Genomic DNA, 23785 nt, shown 5'->3' on the forward strand with positions numbered 1-23785 from the left:
TGGCGACAGCGTCTCTGTCGTTACAGTGTTTCAGGTTAGCAACGCACGCCGATTGCGCCAGTCGATTGGATCCAGTTACCCGCCGGGATTTGTTTCGAAAGGTTGGCAACATGTCGATTTAAAGTGTTGAAAAATCCTGTACACGCCGCAGATTGCTCTGCGGAAAAACGACAAGGCGCAGTGGAAGCAAAACTATCCGTCTGGTTAAACTACCCCGCCGCGCTCGCGGGGAGCCGGCCCGATGATGACGGAGTGAATGCAGTGCCCGCCCGACCGCCCGAACGTTCGCGTCTGACCCAGCGCTGGTCAGCCTTGCGCCATTTCTTCGGCAAACGCTCCGTCACAAACGCGGGCCAGTGCGCCGCCAGCGCGCAATCGGTGCGTGACTATTTCCGGCAAAAGGCCCACGGCCAGGGCTACACCCTCAGCCACAGCCAGCAGCGGGTCATCGACTGCATGGCTCATCAGGCCGGTCTGTTGTTCGGCACCCCTGCGCAAACCCCGCCCAGCCTGTATCTGCACGGAGCGGTCGGGCGCGGCAAGAGCTGGTTGCTGGACGGATTTTTCCAGGCGTTGCCGATCGAGCAAAAACGCCGCCTGCACTTCCACGGGTTCTTTGCCCAGTTGCATCAGGGCATGTTCGAGCACCGCGACCGCGATGACGCCCTCGCCGTCACTCTCGATACGTTGCTGACGGACTGTCGGGTGCTGTGTTTCGACGAATTTCATGTACATGACATCGGCGATGCGATGCTCATCACCCGTCTGTTCAAGGCGCTGTTCAAGCGCGGAATCCTGTTGCTGGTGACCTCCAACTACCCGCCCGAAGGTTTGCTGCCCAACCCGCTGTACCACGCGCGGTTCAAACCGGTAATCGACCTGATCAATGCGCGCATGCAGGTCATTGAAGTCGGTGGCCCGCACGATTACCGCAGCCAGGCGCGTCGTCACGCGCATCAGGTGTTCACTCAGGGCCATTACGTCTGGCCGGCCAGCCCGGCGCAGCGCCAGGCCTTGAACCTGCCGCCACTCGACGCCACGCCGTTGCCTCTGGCGGTCGGCAGCCGGCATTTGCAGGCGCGGCTGTGCGAAGACCGGCGCATCGGTTTCACCTTCAACGACCTCTGCGAACAGCCCACGGCGGTGATGGATTATCTGGAACTGTGTCGACGCTTCGACCACTGGATCATCGACGAACTGCCGGAGCTGGGCGAATGTTCGATCGCCGCCCAGCAGCGCTTTATCAACCTGATCGACGTACTCTACGACCAGGACAAACACCTGACCCTGCTCGGCCAACTCCCCTTACACGAAAGCCTCGGCGGCCAGGCCATCGATCTGGCCCGCACCCGCAGCCGGCTCGGGCAATTGCGCGAAGTGCACGAACAGGGCTGATTTGCCGTTATCATGCGGCCCATTTCCGGCGCCCCGCGCCTTCTCGAAAGCGATCCTTTTCATGCACACCCTTGCACAACTGCGCGCTGGCGAACTGTCGGGCATCACCCGGCTGGATCTGGCCGAAGGCCTGACTGAATTTCCGCCGGAGATTTTCAACCTGGCCGACACGCTGGAAGTGCTCAACCTCAGCGGCAATGCCCTGAGCAGCCTGCCGGACGACTTGCATCGTCTGACGCGCCTGCGCGTGCTGTTCTGCTCCGACAATCGGTTCACCCAATTGCCGGCGTGCCTGGGCCAGTGCCAGACGCTGTCGATGATCGGTTTCAAGGCCAACCGCATCACTCAGATACCCGGCGCGGCGCTGCCGCCGCAGTTGCGCTGGCTGATCTTGACCGACAACGCCATCGAAACCCTGCCCACGGAACTGGGCGAGCGCCCGTTGCTGCAAAAACTCATGCTTGCCGGCAATCGCCTGCGCACCCTGCCGCCGTCACTGAGTCAGTGCCATCGGCTGGAGCTGATCCGCATCGCCGCCAATCAGTTGACCGAGTTGCCGCAATGGCTGCTGACCCTGCCAAGCCTGACCTGGCTGGCCTACGCCGGCAATCCGCTGGAAACCGAAGCCGATGCCGCCGCCCTCGACAAAGCGCCCCTGATAGACTGGTCGGCGCTGCAGCTGGAGCAACGGCTGGGCGAAGGCGCTTCCGGGGTCATTTACCGGGCGCAGTGGCAGCCTGCGGATCAGCAGGCCACGCCAGTGGCGGTCAAGCTGTACAAGGGTGAAATGACCAGCGACGGCTCGCCGCTGCATGAAATGAACGCGTGTATCACCGCCGGGCTGCACCCGAACCTGATCCGCGTCGAAGGCCGCATCGACCAGCATCCCGATGACCAGCAAGGCCTGGTGATGCAGTTGATCGATCCGAGTTACCGCAACCTCGCCGGGTTGCCGAGCCTGGCGTCCTGTTCAAGGGATGTGTATGCCGAGGATTGCCGTTTCAGTGCCGATGTTGCCCTGCGCATCGCCCGGGGCATTGCGTCGGTCGCCGGGCATCTGCATCGTCACGGCATCACCCACGGTGATCTCTACGGACACAACATTCTGTTGAACGATCAGGGCGACTGTCTGCTGGGGGATTTTGGTGCGGCGTCGTTCCATGCCACGGCGGACACGCCTGAAACCCGTGCACTGCAACGCCTCGAAGTGCGGGCGTTCGGGATTCTGCTGGGGGAACTGCTGGCGCGCACTGACTCGGGGTTGAGCGATGAACAGCGTCAGGTGCTGGAAGACCTGGAACAGCGCTGCTGTCAGCCGCAAGTGCTGGCGCGGCCGGGGTTTGGCGAGATCAGTCTGGCGTTGCAACACGCCTGAAAAAAATCGCAGCCCGAGGGCTGCGATTTTCTGGTGTGTCAGCCGGCCAGACCGACGAACATGTCCTGCACGTCGTCATGGTTGTCCAGGCCTTCGAGGAACGCCTCGACTTCAGCCATCTGCTCGTCGCTCAGGCCGCTGACCGGGTTCTTCGGCTGGTAGCCCAGTTTGGCCGACAGCACGGTGAAGCCTTGTTCCGGCAGGGCTTTCTGCACGGCATCGAGGTCGGTCGGATCGGTCAGGAACAGGGTCGCGCCCTCTTCGCCCGGCTCGAAATCCTGGGCGCCGGCTTCGATCGCGGCCATCTCAGGATCGGCGTCCGGGGTGTCCGGCGACGCTTCGATCATGCCGACATGGTTGAAGTCCCAGGCAACGGAACCGGAAGCACCCAGTTGGCCCTTGCGGAACGCCACGCGGATTTCCGCCACGGTGCGGTTGATGTTGTCGGTCACGCACTCGACGATCAGCGGCACCTGATGCGGTGCGAAACCTTCGTAGGTCACGCGATGGTATTGAACGGTTTCGCCCAGCAGGCCAGCACCCTTCTTGATGGCGCGGTCCAGGGTTTCCTTGGGCATCGAGGCTTTCTTGGCCTGTTCGACCACCAGACGCAGGTGTGCGTTGGTGGCGGTATCGGCACCGTTACGCGCAGCAATGGTGATTTCCTTCACCAGTTTGCCGAAGATCTTGCCCTTGGCGTTGGCTGCCGCTTCTTTGTGTTTAACCTTCCACTGTGCGCCCATTACTCACTCTCTTGATCTGTGGCGCCGAGACATCTATTGGCCGACGCATGGCGCCAAGTTTATACGGCCTAAAGTCGGCAATCGACCAAAAATTCCGATGCGCATCGACATCTTCTACGCGCCTTGTAGGGCGATTCTGAAAAACCGGTTTGCCACGTCCATTCAACGTCGTGTTTTCGTACCCTCTGTGGCCCGTATTGCCTGAACAGAGCCCGCCCGAATGCTCAATGACAAGGAAAGTCCGTTTTCGCTGACCCTGGCCGAAGGCGGGATAAGCCTGCCGGTCCTGCGCTTCAGCGGTCATGAAGCGCTGAATCAGCCCTTTCGGTTTGAAATCGAAGTCATGGGCCTGGCACCCGCCTGGTCACCCGGCACGCTGCTGCATCAGGCGGCGTTTCTGCATCTGGATGACGACCACGGGATTCACGGCATCATCCAAAGCGCCAGTTGCGAACACCGCGCGACGCACCGGATCGCCTACCAACTGGTGCTGATGCCGCATCTGCAAGCGCTGGAGCAACATCCCGTACGCCGGGTCTTCACGCAACTGAACGTGCCGGCCATCCTTGAGCAACTGCTCAGCGAACATCACCTGCCTGCCCACAGCTACCGGATCGAGATGACCGTCGGCCACTACCCGCCGCGGCCGTTCTGCATTCAGTACGAGGAAACCGATCTGGCCTTTGTGCAACGGCTTTGTGAGGAGGAAGGCATCCACTATCACTTCGAACATCAGCCGGACGGCCATGTGGTGGTGTTCGCCGATGACAGTCTGAGCCTGCCGCAGCAACCGACGGCGATTGCTTTCAACACGCAGATCGATGCGCCGGCAACCGGCCTCAGCAGCCTGTTCCAGCGCCATGAGGCGGTGCTGCCTCAGATTCCTGCCGGCGTGCGTGAGCGAGGGCATTCGATTACGGGCCAGGAGGCCGCCAATCACACGCTGGGCAGTCCCGTCGCCCCACCGGGATTTCTGCCGACTGCACAACGTCACGCGGCCCAGCGCAGTCGTCGACTGCTGGAACGCCAACGCTGCCGGTCGCGCTCGATTCAGGGCCGCAGCGATTGTCCGCGACTGCTCAGCGGGCGTCTGTTGCAAGTCATGGAGCACCCGGTAAACGCGTTCAACGAGCAGTGGCTGATCACCGATTTGCGTCATCAGGGCCAGCAACCTTCGATTCTCGATCCCGTGCCGACGGTTCGTCGCTATCACAACGACTTCACCGCGCTGCCCTGGTCGACCCCGTTTCGCCCGCCGCCGAAACAACCGCGCCCGGGCATTCCGGGGTATCAGCCGGCGCAAGTGCTTGGCGCGCCGGGGCAACCGGCGCAGGTGGACGATCAGGGACGGATCGCCGTGCGGTTATGGCCTGACCAACCTGATGCCAGCGCCAGCGAAGGACTGTGGTTGCCAGTGGTCATGCCCCACGTCGGCGGCGGCCTGCCTCGGGAAGATCTGCCCTGCGCCGGCAGCGAGGTCTGGGTGAGTTTTCTCGACAGCGATCCCGACCGGCCGATCCTCTGCCTCGACGTCTGCCGACCCCGACCGGCACAGCCGAAAGAAACCGAGCCCGACGACGACCTCTTGCTCGACTGGCTGCTCAACCGCTCCGCCCCGCCGCGCTGACGATTAACCTTTGTCGGCCTTGCCCGCCGCCGCTGCGAATTTCGCCAGACGCACATCGAGGTGCCGGGGCCGCCGACCGTGATCCTCGGCGCGCTCCTTGCGGCGAATGGCGTTGCGCACCATCAGCGAGCCGAGGTAGCGGATCGGTTCCGGCGGAAAATAGCCCAGCGGCCCATTGACCAGCGGCGAGCGCGTCCACGGGTTGTCGAGGCCCTGCACCAGCGAGGCGAGAATCTGCCCGCCCATGTGGCAAGGCCCGACGCCACTGCCGGAATAGCCGAAACCATAGAACACGTTGCCGCTGGCACTCATCCGGCCGAAGAACGGCAGGCCGGTGACCGAGCGATCCGAAGGGCCGTTCCAGGTTGCGTCGACTTTCACATCGGCGAACGCCGGGAAGAAGTCATCGAGACTGCGTTTGAGCAACCCGGTATAGGGCGAGGGCTGATCGAACACCGGCAGCATCCGCCCGCCATAGGCGAAGGTATTGCCACCCTTGCCGAGCATGATCCGGCCGTCCGGGGTGTTGTGGTAGTAATGCACGAAAATCCGCGAGTCGAGCACCGTGACGCCGCTGGTCAAACCGATTTCCTGCAACAGATCCGGACGTGGCTCGGTGATCAGCATGTCGCTGGAGACGATCGCCACGCTGCGTTCGAACTGCGGAAAAGCGCGGGCCATCCACGCGTTCATCGCCAGCACCACGCGGTCGGCGGTCACGCAGCCGTTCGCCGTGTGAATACGAGCCGGACGGCCCTCTTCCAGCCCGGTCATCGCCGTGCTTTCGTGAATTCGCACGCCCAACTGCAACGCCACCCGGCGCAAGCCACGCACCAATTTGCCCGGCTGCACACTGGCGGCGGCCGGCGAGAACCAGCCCTCCAGGTGTTTTGCCGAACCGGCCATGCGCTGTACATCGGCGACCGGCCGCTGGGTAAACGAGTTGATGCCATTGCGCTCCAGCGCCGCAATCACCGCGTCGGTGGAGCCGCATTGCGCGCGGTTGGTGGCGGTGTAAAGCGTGCCATCGAGTCGGTAATCGGCATCGACGCCGTACTGCTCGCAGAACTCGCCGATGGCGTGGATGCTGCGCTCCGACTCCTTGACCAGCCGCACCGCCTCTTCGACGCCGAACAGCCGCTCGAGGGTGAAATACTTCGCCGACCACGACAACGCACAACCGCCGTTGCGCCCACTGGCGCCGGCACCGCAGATGTCGGCTTCGATCAGCACCACATCGAGTTCGGGGTTCTGCTGCTTGAGCATGATCGCCGTCCACAACCCGGTGTAACCGCCGCCAACGATGCACACGTCGGTGCGCACATCGCCTTGCAGCGGCGGGCAAGGTTCGGACGTGTCGAGCTGCAAAGCCTGCTCCAGCCAAAACGGTCTCATGAAAGTTCTCCAGTCAGTCGGCCACGGCACAGCCTGCCGCGAATGCCGCAGCAGGCCGCGAGGCAGGGTTTATTCAGTTACGCAGGGGTTTGATGGTCAGGGCACGATTGGGCACGTAGGCACGTGGCTCCATGACGCCGACCGGGCGGCTGTTCCAGTGCGGAATCAGCACCAGCGCCGAGAACAGCGCACAACCGGCGAACACGATGAACACCGTCACTGAGTCGAAGTAGCCCGGCAGCAAACCTCCGAGCACTGCACCGACCGAGCCGCAGCCGTTGACGAATCCCGCCGCCGTGGCGCCGGCCTTGGCCTTGCCAAAATCGATCGCGGCCGCGCCGCTGATCATCGAGTCCGGGCCGTACAGGGTCAGGCCCATCACGAACAACAGTGCCACCACCAACATCACGCTGCCGGTGTGCAAGGCGCCCATGAACAGCGCGAGGGTCACGGTCAGCGCCAGCAGACTCAACACGCAGGCCGGCATGCGTCGGGCGCCGAACAGTTTGTCCGAGGCCAGGCCAATCATGATCGGCCCCAGCAGCCCGGCCAGTTCAAACGCGGTGGGAATGATCGCCGCGCCGACCTTGCCGACCGAAGGCATCTGTTCGAACACGATCACCGGGCCCCACAGCAGAATCGCGTAACGCGCCGGTTTCAACAGGAAATACGCCAGACCCAGCACCAGCACCGTACGGTTGCGCAGGATTTCCTTGAGCGGTTCCCACACGCTGAGTTTGCTGTTGGCTTCGGCTTCCTCGGCGCTGATGACCGGCTCCGGCTCCACGGCGGGCAAGCCGACGTCTTCCGGCTTGTCGCGCTGGAAGATAAAGAACAAAACCGCCACCACCGCGACCACCGCCGCGCTGGAAATGAACGCCGCGTGCCACGAACCGATCAGCGTGTACGCCCACCAGCCAGCGAACGGCGACGCCACCAGACCGCCGAACGCATAACAGGAACTCCACAACCCGAGCACTCGCCCGCGTTGTTCGGAGGGGAAGAAACTGCCGAGGTTCTTGCACAGCCCCGACCAGCCGGTGGACTGCGCCAGCCCCTGAATCAGCATGCAAGTGGCGAAGATCGGCAGCGTCGCGAAACTGCCCATCACCAGCGCCGCAGCAGCGGAAATCAGCAAACCACCCAGGACAACAACCCGAGGACCGAAGCGGTCGGCGAGCATGCCCCAGGTGAACTGGCCGATGGCGTAGGCCGCCAGGTAAATCGCGTCGAGGTTGGCCATGGCCATTTTGTCGAGGGTGAAGCTTGGGTCTTCGGCGATGCCCAGTTTGGCCACCGAAAAGGCTTTGCGGGTGAAATAGAACGCGGCGTAAGCGAGCCAGGTGACAGCGAAGATCTGCATGCGCCAACGCGCAATGGTGCCGATGTGCTTGTTCATTGTGGTTCTGACCTCAGGGTGTGAGTGTGCCGGCAGAATCGATGAGTAAACGCCTGTGTTTTTTATTGTTGAGCACTGCGATATCACCCCGTCCCTTCGGCGATACCGGTCAGATGAGTCCTGGTGTTGCACGCACAGGCTCATGGCCAGCGTCGCTGCCCGACCGGGCAGTCAGCGTTGGCGTGAGCCGATCAAAGCAATTACTGTTTAATAAATAAAATCGATTTATCGTATTTCACACATAAGCTCAGCTTGTTACTGAAGTTCGCCTGTAAACGAGGAATCAGCCATGTCGGTTTCCCACGCCCAGCTCAAAGCCTTTCACGCCGTGGCCGTGCACGGAAGCTTCACCAAGGCCGCCGAGCGGCTTTATCTGACGCAACCGGCGATTTCCGACCAGGTGCGCAAGCTGGAAGAACGCTTCGGTGTGTTGCTGTTCCATCGCAACAAGCGCTCGGTGCGCCTGACGGATCTGGGGGAACGCTTGCTGGCGATCACCCAGCGCTTGTTCGTGGTCGAAGCCGAAGCCCAGGAGTTGCTGCAGGAATCCCAGGCCTTGCAGACCGGCAGCCTGATTCTGGCGGTGGATGCACCGGTGCATGTGCTGCCGCAGATTGCCCGGTTTTGTGAGCGCTATCCGGGGATCAGCGTGAAGATCGAGACCGGTAACACCGATGAATCGCTGTTTCGACTGTTCAACTATCAGGCTGATCTGGCGTTGCTCGGGCGCGATGTCAGCGATGAACGCCTGCTGTGCGTGCCGCTGCGCAACGATCCGATGGTGGCGTTCGTCTCGCGCCATCATCCATGGGCCGAGCGTGAATCGATCTGCCTGGAGGATCTGGACGACACGCCGCTGGTGCTGCGTGAACACGGCTCGGTGACCCGCCAGACCCTGGAAGAGGAAATGGCCCGCGCCGGTTTCCGCATCCGCCCGGCGATTCAGGTCGAAGGCCGGGAAGCGGCGCGGGAGGCAGTGGTCGTGGGGATTGGGGTGGGCGTGGTGTCGGCGGCGGAGTTTGGTGCGGACTCGCGGGTTTGCGCGTTGCCGATCACCGATTGCACCCGGCGACTGACCGAGACACTGGTGTGCCTGCGGGAGCAGAGCTCGCGGCGGGTAGTGGCGACGTTTCTCGAGATGGTTCGCGAAAGTCTTGTTCAGACCGGCGCCAACCCGAAAAACGCCTGAATCAACCGCAACTCTCGCCGCCGCTCCACGCAGCCAATCATGTGCCGGTTCACCAGCCCTTCTCCCGCGATGGGAATTGCGACGACACGGGGGTCATGACTGACCTCCACCGATGACACCACCCCCACCCCCAATTCAGCCGCTACCGCCTCCGTCACTGCCTCGCGGCTGTCGAGCTCCAGCAAAACCCGTGGGCTGACCGACGCCTGCGCACAGGCCTGATCAAACGTACGCCGGGTAATCGAACTCGGCTCGCGCAACACCATGATCACCTGATCCAGTTCCTTGAGCCTGACCTCGCCGGAACGCGTCGCCCACGGATGCGCGGCCGGCACCAGTGCGCAGATCCGCGATTCACTCAGTGCTTGCAGATGCAGCCCTTTGCGCGGCTCGACCTCGGTCAGCACCGCCACATCGGCATGCTCGGACAACAACGCCGCCAACGTTTCCTGGGCATTGCCCAACCGCAGATTCACCGTGATCCCCGGATAGCGCGCCCGCAGGCTGGCAAGCATCGGCATGACCATGTGCGGACCGTCCGCCGCCACCTCAAGGCGTCCGGTCAGCAATTGCCGATTAGCCTCAAGCAGCGCCTGCGCCTCTTCGGCCATACCGAACATCGCCCGGGTGATCGCCGCCAGTTTGATGCCCTCTTCTGTCAGCTCGACCCGGCGCGCCGTCCGTCGCAACAGCGTGATCTGGTAATGCTCCTCCAGCGCCTTGATGTGCCCGGTGACCGCCGGCTGGCTGATGAACAAGCGTGCGGCGGCACGGGTGAAGCTGCCTTCCCGGGCCACGGCGTCGAAGGCGCGGAGCTGGAACAGGTTCATTAATAACCCTCACTGATGGCTGGCATAACAACAAACAATTTGATTGATGATCCGCCGAATTGCAACGTAGGTCCCGTAGCTTCATCCCACAGCGCTATCGCGAGGACACACGAATGAGTACTGCCGCACCCATCCTGCTCACTCCCGGCCCGTTGACCACCTCGGCCCGCACCCGCCAGGCGATGATGGTCGACTGGGGTTCATGGGATGACCGCTTCAACCAACTGACCGCCAGCCTGTGCGAACAACTGCTGGCGATCCTCAACGGCGCCGACAGCCATCACTGCGTACCTTTGCAGGGCAGCGGCACCTTCGCTGTCGAAGCCGCGATCGGCACCCTCGTCCCCCGCGACGGCAAGGTACTGGTGTTGATCAACGGCGCCTACGGCAAACGTCTGGCGAAAATCTGCGAAGTGCTCGGCCGCTCGTTCAGCACCTTTGAAACCGCTGAAGACGAACCGACCACCGCCGCCGACGTCGACCGCCTGCTGCGTGCCGACAGCGACATTACCCACGTCGCGCTGATCCACTGCGAAACCAGCACCGGCATCCTCAACCCGCTGCCGGAGATCGCCCAGGTCGTCGAGCAACACGGCAAACGCCTGATCATCGATGCCATGAGCTCCTTCGGCGCACTGCCGGTGGATGCGCAAAAAGTCCCGTTCGACGCGCTGATTGCCGCCTCCGGCAAATGCCTGGAAGGCGTGCCGGGCATGGGCTTCGTGTTTGCACGCAAGGAATCTCTGGCCGCAGCCGCCGGCAATTCGCATTCGCTGGCGATGGACCTGTTCGACCAGCACAGCTACATGAAGAAGACCGGCCAATGGCGCTTCACCCCGCCGACCCATGTGGTCGCCGCGTTGCATGAAGCCCTGCTGCAATACAACGAAGAAGGCGGCCTGCCGGCGCGGCATGCGCGTTACGCCGCCAACTGCCAGGCACTGATGGAAGAGATGGGCAAACTCGGCTTGCGCAGCTTCCTGCCTGCTGCGATTCAGGCGCCGATCATCGCGACCTTCCACGCACCGAAAGATCCGCGCTACCAGTTCAAGGACTTCTACGAACGGGTCAAGGCCAAGGGTTACATCCTCTACCCCGGCAAGCTGACCCAGGTCGAAACCTTCCGCGTCGGCTGCATCGGCCACGTCACCCCCGCGCAGATGCGCGAAGCCGTCGCGGCGGTGGGTGAAGTGCTGCGCGAGATGGAAGTGCTCGACATCTGATTCACCCGGCCCGCTCCCTCATTTGAATTGCATTGCCCACACAGGATTCTGACCAACATGAACTACAACAACCCAACCCAGCTGCAAGCCGCCATCCTCGACTGGGCCGGCACCGTGGTCGACTTCGGTTCTTTCGCACCGACCCAGATCTTCGTCGAAGCCTTCGCCGAGTTCGACGTCCAGGTTTCCATCGAAGAGGCCCGTGGCCCGATGGGCATGGGCAAGTGGGATCACATCCGCACCCTGTGCGATCAGCCGCAGGTTGCCGAGCGCTATCGCAAGGCGTTCGGCCGCACCCCGACCGACGATGACGTGACCGCGATCTACAACCGCTTCATGCCGCTGCAGATCGAGAAAATCGCCGAGCATTCGGCGCTGATTCCCGGCGCGCTGGAGACCATCGCCAACCTGCGTCAGCAAGGGATCAAGATCGGTTCCTGCTCGGGTTATCCGAAGCAGGTGATGGACAAGGTTGTGGCACTCGCCGCCACCAACGGCTACGTCGCCGACCACGTCGTCGCCACCGACGAAGTGCCGAACGGCCGCCCATGGCCAGCCCAGGCGCTGGCCAACGTGATTGCGCTGGGCATCGACGATGTCGCCGCCTGCGTGAAGATCGACGACACCGTGCCGGGGATTCTCGAAGGCCGTCGCGCCGGCATGTGGACCGTGGCGCTGATCTGCTCCGGCAACGCGCTGGGCCTGGATTACGAAGGCTATCGCGCACTGGGCAGCGACGCCTTGGCCAGTGAGCGCAAGCGCATTCACGCGCTGTTCGAAGGTTCGCGCCCGCACTACATGATCGACACCATCACCGATCTGCCGGAAGTGATTGCCGACATCAACAAGCGCCTGGCCAACGGCGAGATGCCGCAAAGCAGCTGATAGCGCCGTCTGCCGCAAACAAAAACGCCAGTGTCTGCCCGACACTGGCGTTTTTTCATGGGCGTTTTCAGTCAAATCGCTGACTCAGCTCAGTGAAAGCTTTTTTAGCCTCGGGCAAACGCGCCAAAGGGGATTACAGTTAAGGCATGCCGTCGCAGAACGGCACGCTTGAGCCCTGAACCGTGAGGAACGCCGTATGCCGTGGACAAATTCCGAATCCCGTTACAGCACCGTGTCGATCCTGTTGCACTGGCTGATGCTGGTGCTGTTGGTGCTGGTGTACGCCAGCATGGAATTGCGCGGGCTGTTTCCCAAGGGCAGCGGCGGTCGCACGCTGATCCGCGAAGTGCATTACATGCTCGGGCTGACCGTGTTCGTGCTGGTCTGGTTTCGCCTGTTCGCCCGCAGCCTGGGCCCGGCGCCGAAAATCTTCCCGGCCTCGCCACAGTGGCAAACCACCCTCGCACGCTTGATGCATTGGGCCTTGTACCTGTTCATGATCAGCATGCCGATTCTCGGCTGGCTGATCACCAGCGCCGAAGGTCATCAGGTGATGTTCTACGGTTTCGACCTGCCGTTGCTGGTGAATGAAGACAAGGTGTTCGCCAAAGACGTCGAGCACTGGCATGTGCTGATCAGCACCATCGGCTACTGGCTGATCGGCCTGCATGCGCTGGCGGGGATCTATCACCATTACGTGGTGCGCGATAACACGCTGCTGCGGATGATGCCCAAGCGCAGCCAGGGTTAACCGTCGAATCCACGCCGACCCTGCAAGCCGCCGGTGTGGACGAAGATCAAGCGTGAACCGCGGGCAAAGCGACCCGCCTCGATCTGTTGTTTGAGCGCCAGCAAGGCTTTGCCGGTGTACAGCGGTTCGAGGGGAATGCCGCTGGCCTGTTCGGTTTGCGCGATGAATTCAAGCAACGCCGGATCGACCTTGGCGAAACCGCCACGACTGGCGTCGATCAGTTCGTAGCCTCCAGCCTTGCCCACAATTGCCTCGAGATTGGCCGCGACGCCGTGATCGTCGGGCACGGCCATTGCGCCGTACACCGCATGTTGTCCGGACTCGGCCAACACCAATCCCGCGAGCGTGGTGCCCGTGCCGCAGGCCAGCCACCAACCGTGGTAGTCGTCCCAGCCGAGCTTACCGAGTTGTTGACTGACCTGATCCTTCAGTGCCGCGCAGCCCTGCGCGCCCGGCAACCCGCCGCCCCCTTCAGGCACCGGATGCAGCGTCGGATACTGCGCCAGCCACGGCTGCCAGAACCCCGGCTCGTGCCGCGCCCTATAGCCGCCGTAACCGAGCCAGTGCAGCTGCATGCCGAAATCCCGCAGATCCCTCACCGTCGGCGTGTCCTGCTGATGCCCGCGCAACAGCCCGACCGTTGCGAATCCCAGGCGTTTGCCCGCAGCCGCCAGCGCATGCAGATGATTGGAGTGCGCACCGCCCAGGCTGATGATGCCTTCGGCGCCCGCACGGTCGGCAGCTTTGAGATGTTCGACGAGTTTGAACCACTTGTTGCCGCTGATCAGCGGATCGATCCGGTCGAGACGCAGGATCGCGACTTCAACGCCGGCGGCGGTGAGCCAGTCCAGATGAAGCGCTTCGAGGGGGGCTTGAGGTAGCCAGTCGGTGGGAGGCAGAAACATGAAGGCCGGCTCTGTGCAAAGAGCCGGCATTCTAGGGTGGATCAGAGCTCGGCGGCCAGACGCGAACCCTGATTGATCGCACGTTTGGCATCCAGTTCGGCCGCCACATCGGCGCCGCCGATCAGGTGCACGTTCTGCCCGGCTTCGACCAGACCGTCGTGCAGCTCGCGCAGCGGATCCTGGCCGGCGCAGATGACGATGTTGTCCACCGGCAGCACTTGCGGCTCGCCGGTTTCGCCGATGCGGATGTGCAGGCCTTCGTCGTCGATCTTCAGGTATTCGACGCTGTTGAGCATCTGCACCTGCTTGTTCTTGAGACCGGTGCGGTGAATCCAGCCGGTGGTCTTGCCCAGACCGTCGCCGACCTTGGATTTCTTGCGTTGCAGCAGGAACACGTCGCGCGCCGGTGCGTGCGGTGCAGCCTTGATCCCGGCCACGCCACCACGGGCTTCCAGATTCGTGTCGATGCCCCACTCTTTCCAGAACGCGGCGCGATCCTGACTGGTGGCCACGCCTTCATGGACGAGGAATTCCGAGACGTCAAAACCGATACCGCCGGCACCGATCACCGCCACACGCTTGCCGACCGGTTTGCGCTCAAGCAACACATCCAGGTAGCTCAGCACCTTGGCGTTCTCGACACCCGGAATCGCCGGCAGACGCGGCGCAATGCCGGTCGCCAGGATGACTTCGTCGTAACCGCCCTCGACCAGTTTCGCCACGTCGACGCGGGTGTTCAGGCACACCTCGACGTTGGTGGTCTGCAGTTTGCGTTTGAAGTAGCGCAGGGTTTCGTAGAACTCTTCCTTGCCCGGCACACGTTTCGCGACGTTGAACTGGCCACCGATTTCGCTGGCCGAATCAAACAAGGTCACCTGATGCCCGCGCTCGGCGGCCACGGTGGCAGCGGACAGACCGGCAGGACCGGCACCGACCACGGCGATCTTCTTGATCTGCTTGACCGGCAGGTAGTTGAGTTCGGTCTCGTGGCAGGCACGCGGGTTGACCAGGCAACTGGTGAGCTTGCCGCCGAAGGTGTGATCGAGGCAGGCCTGGTTGCAACCAATGCAGGTGTTAATTTCGTCGGCGCGGCCTTCAGCTGCCTTGTTGACGAAGTCCGGATCGGCGAGGAACGGCCGCGCCATCGAGACCATGTCGGCATCGCCTTCGGCGAGGATCTGCTCGGCGACTTCCGGGGTGTTGATACGGTTGGTGGTGATCAGCGGAATACTCACCGAGCCACGCAGCTTGGCGGTGACCTTGCTGAACGCCGCACGCGGCACTTTGGTGGCGATGGTCGGGATCCGCGCTTCGTGCCAGCCGATACCGGTGTTGATGAGGGTCGCGCCGGCCTGCTCGATGGCTTTGGCCAGGGTGACGATTTCTTCCCAGGTGCTGCCGCCTTCCACCAGATCGAGCATCGACAGACGGAAGATGATGATGAAGTTCGGGCCGACCGCTTCACGTACGCGGCGTACGATTTCCACCGGCAGGCGCATGCGGTTTTCGTAGCTGCCGCCCCAACGGTCGGTGCGGTGGTTGGTGTGGGCGGCGAGGAACTGGTTAATGAAATAACCTTCCGAGCCCATGATTTCCACGCCGTCGTACTCGGCGGTCTGGGCCAGTACCGAGCAGGTGACGAAATCGCTGATCTGCTTCTCGATGCCTTCCTCGTCCAGCTCTTTGGGCTTGAACGGGTTGATCGGCGCCTGGATGGCGCTCGGCGCGACCTGTTTCGGGCTGTAGGCATAACGGCCGGCGTGGAGGATCTGCATGCAGATCTTGCCGCCCGCATCATGCACAGCGCGAGTGACGATGCGGTGCTTGAGCGCTTCTTCCTCGGTGGTCAGCTTGGCTGCGCCGGAGTACACACCGCCCTCGTCGTTCGGGCCGATACCGCCGGTGACCATCAGGCCGACACCGCCACGGGCACGCTCGGCAAAATACGCCGCCATGCGTTCGAAACCACCCGGCTTCTCTTCAAGGCCGGTGTGCATCGAGCCCATCAGGGTGCGGTTGCGCAGCGTGGTGAATCCCAGGTCCAGCGGGGCCAACAGGTGCGGGTATTGAGTGGCGGTCATCGTTAACTCCACAGCAGCGATCACGGAAAATGCGGGAGCTCTGCGTCCCCCGTCAGTCATGCTCGACAGATTAGGAGTCGCATCGCTGTCACTCAATGACCGAAACTGACAAGTTATTGATCCAAATGCGCAGCGCCCCTTGGCAAGCCGGGGCTGGCGCCCTACCCTGTCCGCACACCCTGTACCCGGTTGTTGTTGGATTTCATGCGCAAACTTCTGTACCTGACTTTTTCCATGGCGCTCATCGCCGCGCTCACCTTCTACGCCATGTGGGCGGCTGACCGCCCGGCCGGTCATTACCTGTCGGACCTGCGGATCAAACTGGCGGTCGATCAGGGCACGCCCGCCGATCGCGGCAACCTGCTGGGCATCCAGCCCGAGCTGTTCCCCACCGACTACCAAAGCCCCGAACGCCTGCACCGCAAGCTCGCCGCCTATTTGCAGCAGGCGCAGGATCAGGGGCTGTTGAATGATAAAACCGTGGTCATCCTGCCCGAGCATGTCGGCACCTGGCTGATGATCAGCGGCGAGAAAGACGAGCTGTACCAGGCCGCCACCCTCGCCGAAGCGATGAACTGGCTGGCCGCGAGCAATCCGGTGCAGTTTGCTCGCGCCTGGCTCGCCGCCAAGGGCAGCAGCCGTCTGGATGACGCGCACCTGCGGATGAAATCCCGGGACATGGCCAAGAACTATCAGGCGCTGTTCGGTGGCCTGGCCAAGGAATTCCACATCACCCTGGTGGCCGGCTCGATCGTATTGCCTGAACCGAACATCATCGATGGCCGGCTCAAGACCGGCAGTGGTGAGCTGTACAACAGCACCGTAGTGTTTGGCCGCGACGGTGCCCCGCTCGGCCAGCCACAACGGCAGATGCGCCCGATCTTCGATCAGGACGACAGCTCCGGCGAGGCTTCCCGGATCAATGTGGTCGATACCCCGGCCGGGCGCCTCGGCGTGCTCATCGGCAGAGACAGCTGGTATCCGGACAACTACCGCAAACTGGATGAGCAAGGCGCGCAACTGATTGCGGTCCCGGCGCTGATCACAGGTCATGGCGTGTGGGATCAACCGTGGAAGGGTTACAAAGGCTTGAGCGTGCCGGACTCGGTCAGCCTGAAACCGGGAGCCGTCAGCGAGGGCCAGGCCTGGCACCAATTGACCCTGACCGCGCAACCGTCGGCCAGCAAGGCGCTGGCCGGCATGAGTGTGTTTCTGCGCGGGCAGTTCTGGGACAAACCGAGTTCCGGGCAAAGTTTCCTCAGCAGCAACGGCCAGCAATTCGCTGACAGCGAAGCCCGTGGCGCGCGCCTGCTGAACCTCTGGTTGTAACCCATGAAACCGCAGCCCATGCGTCTCGGGGATCTGTCGGTGGGCTTCGTCCACAGCCTGGCCGATGCCGTGCGCAGCCATGACGTCGATCCGCTGCCATTGCTCGAGCAGTACGGCCTGGATGCCGCACGACTGGCCGAAGCCGGGGCGCGCCTGTCGATCCCGCGCTACATGCGCCTGGGGCATGGCGCGATTCAGCTTACCGGCGATCCGGCACTGGGTTTGCGCATGGGCCGGCTCAGTCGCCTGAGTCAGGCCGGGCTGGCCGGTGTGACCGCCGCGCAGGCGCCAACCGTGCGCGAAGCCGCTCGCTGCCTGACTCGCTTCGAACCCTTGTACGGCTCCAACTATCGCGGCCAGTCGAGTTTCCACGAAGACGCCAGCGGTGCGTGGCTGCGCTTCTACTCGATCAGCCCGTACAACGCCTACAACCGCTTTGTGGTGGATTCGATCATCGCCGGCTGGCTGCAGCAGTTGTCCAGCGTCAGCCCCGAGCCCTTGCGCACCGAGCGGATCGAGATCGAATTCGATAGCCCGGATTATCGCGACGCTTATGCGGTGCTGGGCGATTGCCCGATACAGTTCGGCGCCGAACACAATCAATTGCGTCTGAGCCTCACCAGCCTGGCCCAACGCAACCCGGAGCATTGCCCCAGCACCTGGAAACATTTGCTCGGTCTGTGCGAACGGGAACTGGAGCAATTGACCCGCACCCGCAGCCTGCGTGAACGCATCACGCAATTGCTCGGGCCATTGCTCAATGGCGGCCGGGAACCGGACCTGGAAGAAGTGGCGGCACGCCTGAAGCTGCCGACCTGGACGTTACGGCGAAAGCTGGCCGAGGAAGGCACGCAGTTTCGCGCGATCCTCAATGACACCCGCCGTGATCTGGCGATGACCTACATCCGCGACACCGAACTGGCATTCGGTGAAATTGCCTACCTGCTGGGCTTTGCCTCGGCCGAAGCTTTCCAGCGCGCCTTCAAGCGCTGGAACGGCCAGACACCGGGCGAATTTCGCCGCAGTCACCGCAAGACAGGCTGACGCCTCACAGCTCGGTGGCGTCTTCCGCAGGCTCTGGTGAATCCAGCTCAAAGGCCTGGAATTCGAGCAGTTCTTCTTGATAGTCATCCATTGCGTAATCCCCCTACTGCTTGCTTGAAATGGCCTGGAACAAATGACCAGTGCCTCGAGCATAAAGTGCCCGTGTGAAGGAAAAATGAAACGCGTCCTTCATGAAATAAACGTAGCAGGCGGTCAGGAATTTATCGCGGGAAATTTTTCGACAGGGCTGGCAGGAAGAAGCTCAAGGGAGATAACAAAACGCCACGCGTCCGACAGAGGTCGGAGGCGTGGCGTAAAGCTTACTGACCGGAGGCAGGCATGGCCGGAATCGGCTCGGAGGGCGGCGGCATGTCCGTCGGGTTGGCCGGCGGCGTGATGGTTTCCGTCGCAGGCGCAGGCTCGGCAACTGGCGCCGGGGTGATCGGTGCAGCTTCGGCCGGCGGTGCTACAGGTTCGGAGCTGGCAGGGGCCGCTTCTGCAGGCGCTGGTGCCGCAGCGGGCTCAGCGGCCGGCGCTGGGGCCGGGGTCGGTTCAGCCGCAGGGGCTGGAGCCAGCGGAGCCGGCGTCGCCTTGGCTTCCGGCACACCCAGGTCGGTCTTCGGTTTCTCGGTGATGTGCGCGGCTTTCTTCGCATCGGCCGGCAGGAACAGCTCGACCAGCGTGAAGAAACGCTCGTAGAACTTCTGCGACGACACGGTTTCGCTGGCGACCTTGACCATCGAATCGTCAGACGAGCCGATCGGCATCGACACCGAACCCAACACTCCGACACCGAGGCTGGCCGAGTTGTTGGTCTTCTTCAGTGCGTAGCGGTCCTGCAGGGCGTTGGCGAACACGGTGGCGTGATGGCCGGCGCTGCCATCATCGGCGCACACCACGTTGAAGCTGATCTCCAGGTGGGTTTCGCCGGTCTGCTGGAAGCTCTTGTGCCCGCTGACCAGTTTCGGGTCATTGCTGGTAATGATGTAGCCCTGGCTGAGCAACGCTCGGCGGGCCGCTTCGCAACTGGCGGTGTCGGTCACCGGGTAATTGCGCGAAAAGGTGCCGGAGTCGTCGAAATTCTCATGCTCGTAGATGGGCTTGTCCTTGGAGCAGCCGGCAGCGGCGGTCAGCAACAACGCCAACCCGATGAAACGCACGGGAATAGAATTCAACATTAAACATCCTGAGGGAAAACGGTCCGGGGCGTATTGTGCAACAGATCGCTGCCCCGCGGCGTATGGATTAGTGTCTTAAAACAGTTACAACTCTACCGGTCATGAGCGACAGGAAAAAGTCGCGCCGATAAATGATCGATGAACACCCGCAATTTGGCAGTTGCGTGCCGGCTCGACGGCCACAAAACCCAGAACTGCCCGACGTGCTGCAGATGCTCCTCCAGTACGCGCTGCAGGCGACCCTGTTGCTGAGATTCATGGATCATGAAGTCCGGCAGACAGGCGATGCCCATGCCCGCCAGCGCCGCATGCCGCACGGCTTCGATCGAGGTACTGACCAGACGTGTCGGCAGGGTCGGCTCGGGCGCGCCCTCCTCGCGTTTGAGCGGCCAGGACTCCAGTTTGCCCGTGGCGTGAAACGTATGGCGCAGGCAGGCGTGCTGCGTCAGTTCGGCCGGGGTCTGAGGTTCGCCGCACTCGCGCAGATACGCGGGACTGGCCACCAACACCATATGAAACTCGCCCAACGGTCGTGCCATCAGTCGCGAGTCTCGCGGTTTACCCGTTCGGATCACCGCATCGAAACCTTCGTCCACCACATCCACCATGCGATCGGTCAGGTCCAGATCCAGCTCGATCTGCGGATACAGCGCCATGAACTCGTTCATGACCGGCATCACCAGGTCATGCACCTGCGGCAGGCTGACCCGCAACTTGCCGTGAGGCGCCGCTGCGGCATCGCACATTTCAAATTCAGCCGCTTCGACCTCCGCGAGGATCTTGCGGCAACGTTCAAGAAACAGCGCGCCTTCGCTGGTCAGCGTGATGCTGCGAGTGGTGCGGTGAAACAACCGCACATTGAGCCGTGCCTCCAGGCGGGCGATGCTTTTGCCGACCGCCGACGAAGACACGCCCTGCAAGCGACCGGCCTCGGTAAAACTGCGGGTTTCCGCCACCTGCACGAACACCGAAATACTGCCCAGGCTGTCCATTTATCCCTCCCTGATTCACGACATTCTTGTCCGAGATGTTCGGAACCCTAACCTGTTTTTCCCGAATGTGCAGCGCCCTACCCTATGGCCTTCGTCTCCTTTGGCAAAATGGAAACCCGCCCATGAACGATGCGCCACTCACTTCCCCCACGCTCGCCGGCACCGTCGAGCCCGCAGAACGATTACCGCTGGGTGCATTGCTCGCACTGGCCACCGCCGGATTTATCACCGTGCTGACCGAGGCGATGCCCGCCGGCCTGTTGCCACAGATGAGCGCGGGGCTTGATGTCTCTCAGGCCCTGATCGGGCAACTGGTCACGCTGTACGCCATTGGTTCGATGCTGGCGGCCATTCCACTCACCATTGCCACCCGGGGTTGGCGTCGACGCCCGCTGCTGCTGTCGGCCATTGGTGGGTTCGCCATTGCCAACAGCATCACTGCGCTGTCGGAGCTGTACTGGCTGACCCTGATTGCACGCTTGATCGCGGGCGTATTCGCGGGGCTGCTGTGGGCGTTGCTGGCCGGCTACGCAAGCCGGATGGTCGCACCCCACTTGCAAGGCCGGGCCATTACGGTGGCCATGCTCGGGGCACCCCTTGCGCTGTCGCTGGGCATTCCGGCCGGGACGCTGCTGGGCACGGCGGTCGGCTGGCGCCTGAGCTTCGCGATCATGACCGGGCTGACCGTGCTGCTGGTGATCTGGGTGCGTTGGCAAGTACCGGACTTCGCCGGTGAACGCGCCGGCAAACGCCTGCCACTGCGCCAGGTGTTTACCCTGCCGGGCGTGCGATCCGTGTTGTTTGTAACCTTGTCCTACGTCGTCGCGCACAACCTGCTGTACACCTACATCGCGCCATTTCTGGAGCCATCGGGACTTGGCGGAGAAATCGACCGAGTGTTGCTGGTATTCGGCCTGGCGTCAGTACTGAGCCTGTGGATCGTCGGCAGTCTGATTGATCGCTGGCTGCGTCAGTTGGCGCTGGTCAGTGCAATGCTGTTCCTGCTGTCAGCGATCGCACTGGGCCTGTGGCGCGAATCGCCGGGCGTGGTCTACACCGCCACCGCCGTCTGGGGTCTGGCGTTCGGCGCGATGCCCTCTCTGTTGCAGACAGCCCTGGCGAAAACTGCCAAGGAGGCTGCCGATACCGCGCAATCGATGCTGGTGACTCTATGGAATGTCGGCATTGCCGGCGGCGGGCTTGCGGGCGGTCTGCTGCTGAACAACCTGGGCGTCGGGAGTTACCCGTGGATTGTCGCGGGTCTGTTGCTGCTGACTCTGTATGCGACCACCAATGCCCGGAGCCATGGTTTCCCGAACGCCGGATAGCGTGCACAAAAAAGCCCCGGATTTTCATCCGGGGCTCGGGTCTTGCGGCTCAGCCAGGCATCAGAAACGCTTGATGTCGGCTTCGGCTTCCAGCTGTTTGCGGTACGCCGCGAAGTCTTGCTGGCCCACGCGCGATGCGAGGAAGCGACGGTATTGCGCTTTCTCTTCATCGGTCGGAGCCGCCGCTTCGTTCACACCGTTCAGGCGCACGATGGTCAGGCTGCCGTCCGCCAGCGTAACGCTGGTGAAGGTCGGCTTGTCCTTCGCGGCCGGTTTCGGCATGCGGAACAACGCTTGCAGCACCGCCGGATCAACGCCTTCCTGAGCGCGGTTTGCTGCTTCGGTAACTTTCCAGCTCTGACCGTCCACCGCCTTGTCCAGCGGGTTCTTGCCATCACGCAGACTGGCGATCAGTTGCTCCGCCTTGGTCTTGGCAGCCGCGCTGGCGTGCTCTTTGGTCAACTGGGCGCGAATGGCGGTGGCCACGCTTTCCAGCGGCAATTGAGCAGGCTTCAGGTGCTCCTTGGCGCGCAGCACGATCACGGTTTCCGGATCCAGCTCGATGGCGGTGCTGTTGGCACCCTCTTCCAGCACTTCGGTGCTGAACGCAGCAGTCACAACGGCACGGTTGGCTGCAACGCCTTCGCCACCTTCACGGCCAAACGGCTTGGAGGTGTGCACGGTCAGTTTCAGGTCCTGCGCTGGCTGGGCCAGGTCGGATGCTTCGAACGAAGAGTCTTCCAGTTGCTTGGTCGCCTCGACGAAACGCTGCTCGACTTGCTGGGTTTTCAGCTCGCGGGTCAGCTTGTCTTTCAGGCTGGCCAGCGTCGGCACTTCAGGCGCCTCGACACCCAGCAGCTTGATCAGGTGGAAACCGAAGTCGGTGCGAACCGGCTCGGACACCTGATCCTTGTTCAGCGAGTACAGGGCTTTCTCGAAGGCCGGATCGTAAACGCCAGGACCGGCATAACCCAGGTCACCGCCGTTGTTGGCCGAACCCGGATCCTGCGAGAACTCCTTGGCCAGCGCTTCGAATTTCTCGCCCTTGGCCAGACGCGCCTGGACTTCTTCGATCTTCGCCTTGGCCTGAGCTTCGGTGGTCTTGTCGTTGACTTCGATCAGAATGTGCGCAGCACGACGCTGTTCCGACAGGTTGGCGATCTCTTTCTGATACGCCGCCTGCAGGTCTTCGTCCTTGACGGCGACCTGATCGAAGAACGAAGCCTTCTTCAGCTCCAGGTAATCGATGACCACTTGATCCGGGGTCATGAATTCCTTGGCGTGCTCGTCGTAGTAAGCCTTGACCTCGTCATCGGTCAGCTTCACGGCCGAAGGGTCAGCCTTGATGTTCAGCGTGGCGAAATCGCGGGTCTGTTTTTCCAGACGGGCGAAGGCCAGCACCTGAGCATCGGTCACGAAACCGCTGCCTGCCACACCGGCGCGCAGTTGGCCGATCAGCATTTCCTGAGCCAGCATCTGGCGGAACTGCATGCGGCTGTAGCCCAGTTGACGGATCACCTGATCGAAACGGTCGGAGCTGAACTTGCCGTCGACCTGAAATTCAGGCGTCTGCAGGATCACTTGATCCAGGGCCGCTTCGGAGAAAGCGAATTTCGATTGTTCTGCGCCTTGCAGCAGCAGCTTGCGATCGATCAGACCCTTGAGGGCCGATTCGCGCAGCATTTTTTCGTCCAGCAAGGAAGCGTCGAAGTCCTTGCCCAGTTGTTGCATCAGCTGACGGCGTTGCATATCCACCGCCTGGCTCAGCTCGTTCTGGCTGATTTCTTCACCGTTGACCTTGGCCGCCTCATTCTTGTGAGTCGTGGCCTGGAAAATGGCGTCGAAACCGGTCAGAGCCATCAGTGCAACGATGACTCCGATAATGGTCTTGGCAATCCAGCCTTGTGAATTGTCCCTGATATTCTGCAGCATGCGTCCCCCAGAAACGGTTGAACTTCAAAATTAGGCAACCGTGGAGCGTGGGTAGAATCCGGATAGAAGAAAGGCGCATCCGAGGATGCGCCTTCTCGTAACTGGCGGAGCGGACAGGGCTCGAACCCTCGATCCCGGTGTGACAGGCAGCTATTCCAACCGCCTGCTCTACCGCTCCGCTGCC

Annotated in this window: 19 protein-coding genes; 10 read left to right on the forward strand and 9 right to left on the reverse strand. The window is 62.3% G+C overall.

The window, feature by feature from the left end:
- The first annotated feature begins 261 nt into the window (after positions 1 to 261).
- Together zapE and L6D82_RS11485 are read left to right on the forward strand one after the other, a co-directional pair.
- Positions 262 to 1395: a cell division protein ZapE gene (zapE, locus tag L6D82_RS11480; RefSeq protein WP_102717034.1), complete on the forward strand. Its 1134-nt coding sequence runs from the start codon at positions 262 to 264 to the stop codon at positions 1393 to 1395.
- Between the two features lie 61 nt (positions 1396 to 1456).
- Entirely contained in the window at positions 1457 to 2770 is a 1314-nt protein-coding gene (locus L6D82_RS11485) for a leucine-rich repeat-containing protein kinase family protein (RefSeq protein WP_102687146.1), read from the forward strand.
- A 38-nt stretch (positions 2771 to 2808) separates the two neighbouring features.
- Here L6D82_RS11485 and L6D82_RS11490 read toward each other — a convergent pair whose 3' ends face one another.
- Positions 2809 to 3513, reverse strand: a complete 705-nt coding sequence (locus tag L6D82_RS11490) for a YebC/PmpR family DNA-binding transcriptional regulator (RefSeq protein ID WP_007961154.1) — start codon at positions 3511 to 3513, stop codon at positions 2809 to 2811.
- A 220-nt stretch (positions 3514 to 3733) separates the two neighbouring features.
- Between L6D82_RS11490 and L6D82_RS11495 the strand changes: the two genes are divergently transcribed.
- Positions 3734 to 5140: a type VI secretion system Vgr family protein gene (locus L6D82_RS11495; protein WP_102687145.1), complete on the forward strand. Its 1407-nt coding sequence runs from the start codon at positions 3734 to 3736 to the stop codon at positions 5138 to 5140.
- A gap of 3 nt (positions 5141 to 5143) precedes the next feature.
- On the opposite strand, the gene L6D82_RS11500 is transcribed toward L6D82_RS11495, so the two are convergent.
- Positions 5144 to 6535, reverse strand: a complete 1392-nt coding sequence (locus L6D82_RS11500; protein ID WP_134022328.1) for an FAD-dependent oxidoreductase — start codon at positions 6533 to 6535, stop codon at positions 5144 to 5146.
- A 73-nt stretch (positions 6536 to 6608) separates the two neighbouring features.
- Positions 6609 to 7934, reverse strand: coding sequence for an MFS transporter (locus L6D82_RS11505; protein WP_007951542.1), 1326 nt, complete (start codon positions 7932 to 7934; stop codon positions 6609 to 6611).
- Positions 7935 to 8223: 289 nt separating this feature from the next.
- Here L6D82_RS11505 and L6D82_RS11510 point away from each other — a divergent pair, with 289 nt between their 5' ends.
- On the forward strand, positions 8224 to 9123 hold the full coding sequence (locus L6D82_RS11510) for a LysR family transcriptional regulator (protein WP_007951543.1): 900 nt from the start codon (positions 8224 to 8226) through the stop codon (positions 9121 to 9123).
- On the opposite strand, the gene L6D82_RS11515 is transcribed toward L6D82_RS11510, so the two are convergent.
- Positions 9093 to 9953 (reverse strand): LysR substrate-binding domain-containing protein, encoded by an 861-nt coding sequence (locus tag L6D82_RS11515; RefSeq protein WP_236189090.1) that lies wholly within the window; start codon positions 9951 to 9953, stop codon positions 9093 to 9095. The two genes, L6D82_RS11510 and L6D82_RS11515, sit on opposite strands and share 31 nt — an antisense overlap.
- Before the next feature lie 113 nt (positions 9954 to 10066).
- Here L6D82_RS11515 and L6D82_RS11520 point away from each other — a divergent pair, with 113 nt between their 5' ends.
- The 3 genes from L6D82_RS11520 to L6D82_RS11530 all read left to right on the forward strand — a co-directional run bounded on the left by L6D82_RS11520 (position 10067) and on the right by L6D82_RS11530 (position 12812).
- Positions 10067 to 11176 carry a 2-aminoethylphosphonate--pyruvate transaminase gene (locus tag L6D82_RS11520; protein ID WP_102687143.1) on the forward strand — a complete coding sequence of 370 codons (1110 nt, stop codon included), beginning with the start codon at positions 10067 to 10069 and terminating at the stop codon, positions 11174 to 11176.
- 57 nt (positions 11177 to 11233) lie between these two features.
- Positions 11234 to 12061, forward strand: a complete 828-nt coding sequence (gene phnX, locus L6D82_RS11525) for a phosphonoacetaldehyde hydrolase (protein ID WP_085745923.1) — start codon at positions 11234 to 11236, stop codon at positions 12059 to 12061.
- 196 nt (positions 12062 to 12257) lie between these two features.
- Positions 12258 to 12812 carry a cytochrome b gene (locus L6D82_RS11530; protein WP_102687142.1) on the forward strand — a complete coding sequence of 185 codons (555 nt, stop codon included), beginning with the start codon at positions 12258 to 12260 and terminating at the stop codon, positions 12810 to 12812.
- Here the strand turns inward: L6D82_RS11530 and L6D82_RS11535 are convergent.
- Together L6D82_RS11535 and L6D82_RS11540 are read right to left on the reverse strand one after the other, a co-directional pair.
- Complete coding sequence (locus tag L6D82_RS11535; RefSeq protein ID WP_085745921.1) at positions 12809 to 13717, reverse strand: 1-aminocyclopropane-1-carboxylate deaminase/D-cysteine desulfhydrase; 909 nt, start codon at positions 13715 to 13717, stop codon at positions 12809 to 12811. The genes L6D82_RS11530 and L6D82_RS11535 overlap by 4 nt on opposite strands.
- 41 nt (positions 13718 to 13758) lie before the next feature.
- A complete protein-coding gene (locus tag L6D82_RS11540) occupies positions 13759 to 15798 on the reverse strand; it encodes an NADPH-dependent 2,4-dienoyl-CoA reductase (RefSeq protein WP_085745920.1) in 2040 nt (679 codons plus the stop codon).
- Between the two features lie 204 nt (positions 15799 to 16002).
- On the opposite strand from L6D82_RS11540, the gene L6D82_RS11545 reads away from it, so the two are divergent.
- Positions 16003 to 17127: a nitrilase-related carbon-nitrogen hydrolase gene (locus L6D82_RS11545; protein ID WP_102687140.1), complete on the forward strand. Its 1125-nt coding sequence runs from the start codon at positions 16003 to 16005 to the stop codon at positions 17125 to 17127.
- A gap of 3 nt (positions 17128 to 17130) precedes the next feature.
- Positions 17131 to 18171 (forward strand): AraC family transcriptional regulator, encoded by a 1041-nt coding sequence (locus L6D82_RS11550; protein WP_102687139.1) that lies wholly within the window; start codon positions 17131 to 17133, stop codon positions 18169 to 18171.
- A gap of 320 nt (positions 18172 to 18491) precedes the next feature.
- On the opposite strand, the gene L6D82_RS11555 is transcribed toward L6D82_RS11550, so the two are convergent.
- Both L6D82_RS11555 and L6D82_RS11560 read right to left on the reverse strand, forming a co-directional pair.
- Complete coding sequence (locus L6D82_RS11555; protein ID WP_134022324.1) at positions 18492 to 19349, reverse strand: DUF2242 domain-containing protein; 858 nt, start codon at positions 19347 to 19349, stop codon at positions 18492 to 18494.
- 92 nt (positions 19350 to 19441) lie between these two features.
- Entirely contained in the window at positions 19442 to 20341 is a 900-nt protein-coding gene (locus L6D82_RS11560; RefSeq protein ID WP_085745917.1) for a LysR family transcriptional regulator, read from the reverse strand.
- Between the two features lie 122 nt (positions 20342 to 20463).
- Here L6D82_RS11560 and L6D82_RS11565 point away from each other — a divergent pair, with 122 nt between their 5' ends.
- Entirely contained in the window at positions 20464 to 21669 is a 1206-nt protein-coding gene (locus L6D82_RS11565; RefSeq protein WP_102687136.1) for an MFS transporter, read from the forward strand.
- 60 nt (positions 21670 to 21729) lie between these two features.
- On the opposite strand, the gene L6D82_RS11570 is transcribed toward L6D82_RS11565, so the two are convergent.
- Positions 21730 to 23601: a SurA N-terminal domain-containing protein gene (locus L6D82_RS11570; protein ID WP_129973751.1), complete on the reverse strand. Its 1872-nt coding sequence runs from the start codon at positions 23599 to 23601 to the stop codon at positions 21730 to 21732.
- Between the last annotated feature and the right edge of the window lie 184 nt (positions 23602 to 23785).

This window comes from Pseudomonas paraglycinae, assembly GCF_021601625.1.
GTDB lineage: Bacteria > Pseudomonadota > Gammaproteobacteria > Pseudomonadales > Pseudomonadaceae > Aquipseudomonas > Aquipseudomonas paraglycinae.

Excerpts from the sequence above, each read along its gene's own strand:
- L6D82_RS11520 (WP_102687143.1), top strand. The coding sequence starts at position 10,067 with ATGAGTACTGCCGCACCCATCCTGCTCACTCCCGGCCCGTTGACCACC.
- L6D82_RS11570 (WP_129973751.1), bottom strand. The coding sequence starts at position 23,601 with ATGCTGCAGAATATCAGGGACAATTCACAAGGCTGGATTGCCAAGACC.
- L6D82_RS11505 (WP_007951542.1), bottom strand. The coding sequence starts at position 7,934 with ATGAACAAGCACATCGGCACCATTGCGCGTTGGCGCATGCAGATCTTC.
- L6D82_RS11565 (WP_102687136.1), top strand. The coding sequence starts at position 20,464 with ATGAACGATGCGCCACTCACTTCCCCCACGCTCGCCGGCACCGTCGAG.
- phnX (WP_085745923.1), top strand. The coding sequence starts at position 11,234 with ATGAACTACAACAACCCAACCCAGCTGCAAGCCGCCATCCTCGACTGG.
- L6D82_RS11540 (WP_085745920.1), bottom strand. The coding sequence starts at position 15,798 with ATGACCGCCACTCAATACCCGCACCTGTTGGCCCCGCTGGACCTGGGA.
- L6D82_RS11490 (WP_007961154.1), bottom strand. The coding sequence starts at position 3,513 with ATGGGCGCACAGTGGAAGGTTAAACACAAAGAAGCGGCAGCCAACGCC.
- L6D82_RS11495 (WP_102687145.1), top strand. The coding sequence starts at position 3,734 with ATGCTCAATGACAAGGAAAGTCCGTTTTCGCTGACCCTGGCCGAAGGC.
- L6D82_RS11515 (WP_236189090.1), bottom strand. The coding sequence starts at position 9,953 with ATGAACCTGTTCCAGCTCCGCGCCTTCGACGCCGTGGCCCGGGAAGGC.
- L6D82_RS11535 (WP_085745921.1), bottom strand. The coding sequence starts at position 13,717 with ATGTTTCTGCCTCCCACCGACTGGCTACCTCAAGCCCCCCTCGAAGCG.
- L6D82_RS11485 (WP_102687146.1), top strand. The coding sequence starts at position 1,457 with ATGCACACCCTTGCACAACTGCGCGCTGGCGAACTGTCGGGCATCACC.
- L6D82_RS11530 (WP_102687142.1), top strand. The coding sequence starts at position 12,258 with ATGCCGTGGACAAATTCCGAATCCCGTTACAGCACCGTGTCGATCCTG.
- L6D82_RS11510 (WP_007951543.1), top strand. The coding sequence starts at position 8,224 with ATGTCGGTTTCCCACGCCCAGCTCAAAGCCTTTCACGCCGTGGCCGTG.
- L6D82_RS11500 (WP_134022328.1), bottom strand. The coding sequence starts at position 6,535 with ATGAGACCGTTTTGGCTGGAGCAGGCTTTGCAGCTCGACACGTCCGAA.
- L6D82_RS11550 (WP_102687139.1), top strand. The coding sequence starts at position 17,131 with ATGAAACCGCAGCCCATGCGTCTCGGGGATCTGTCGGTGGGCTTCGTC.
- L6D82_RS11555 (WP_134022324.1), bottom strand. The coding sequence starts at position 19,349 with ATGTTGAATTCTATTCCCGTGCGTTTCATCGGGTTGGCGTTGTTGCTG.
- L6D82_RS11545 (WP_102687140.1), top strand. The coding sequence starts at position 16,003 with ATGCGCAAACTTCTGTACCTGACTTTTTCCATGGCGCTCATCGCCGCG.
- L6D82_RS11560 (WP_085745917.1), bottom strand. The coding sequence starts at position 20,341 with ATGGACAGCCTGGGCAGTATTTCGGTGTTCGTGCAGGTGGCGGAAACC.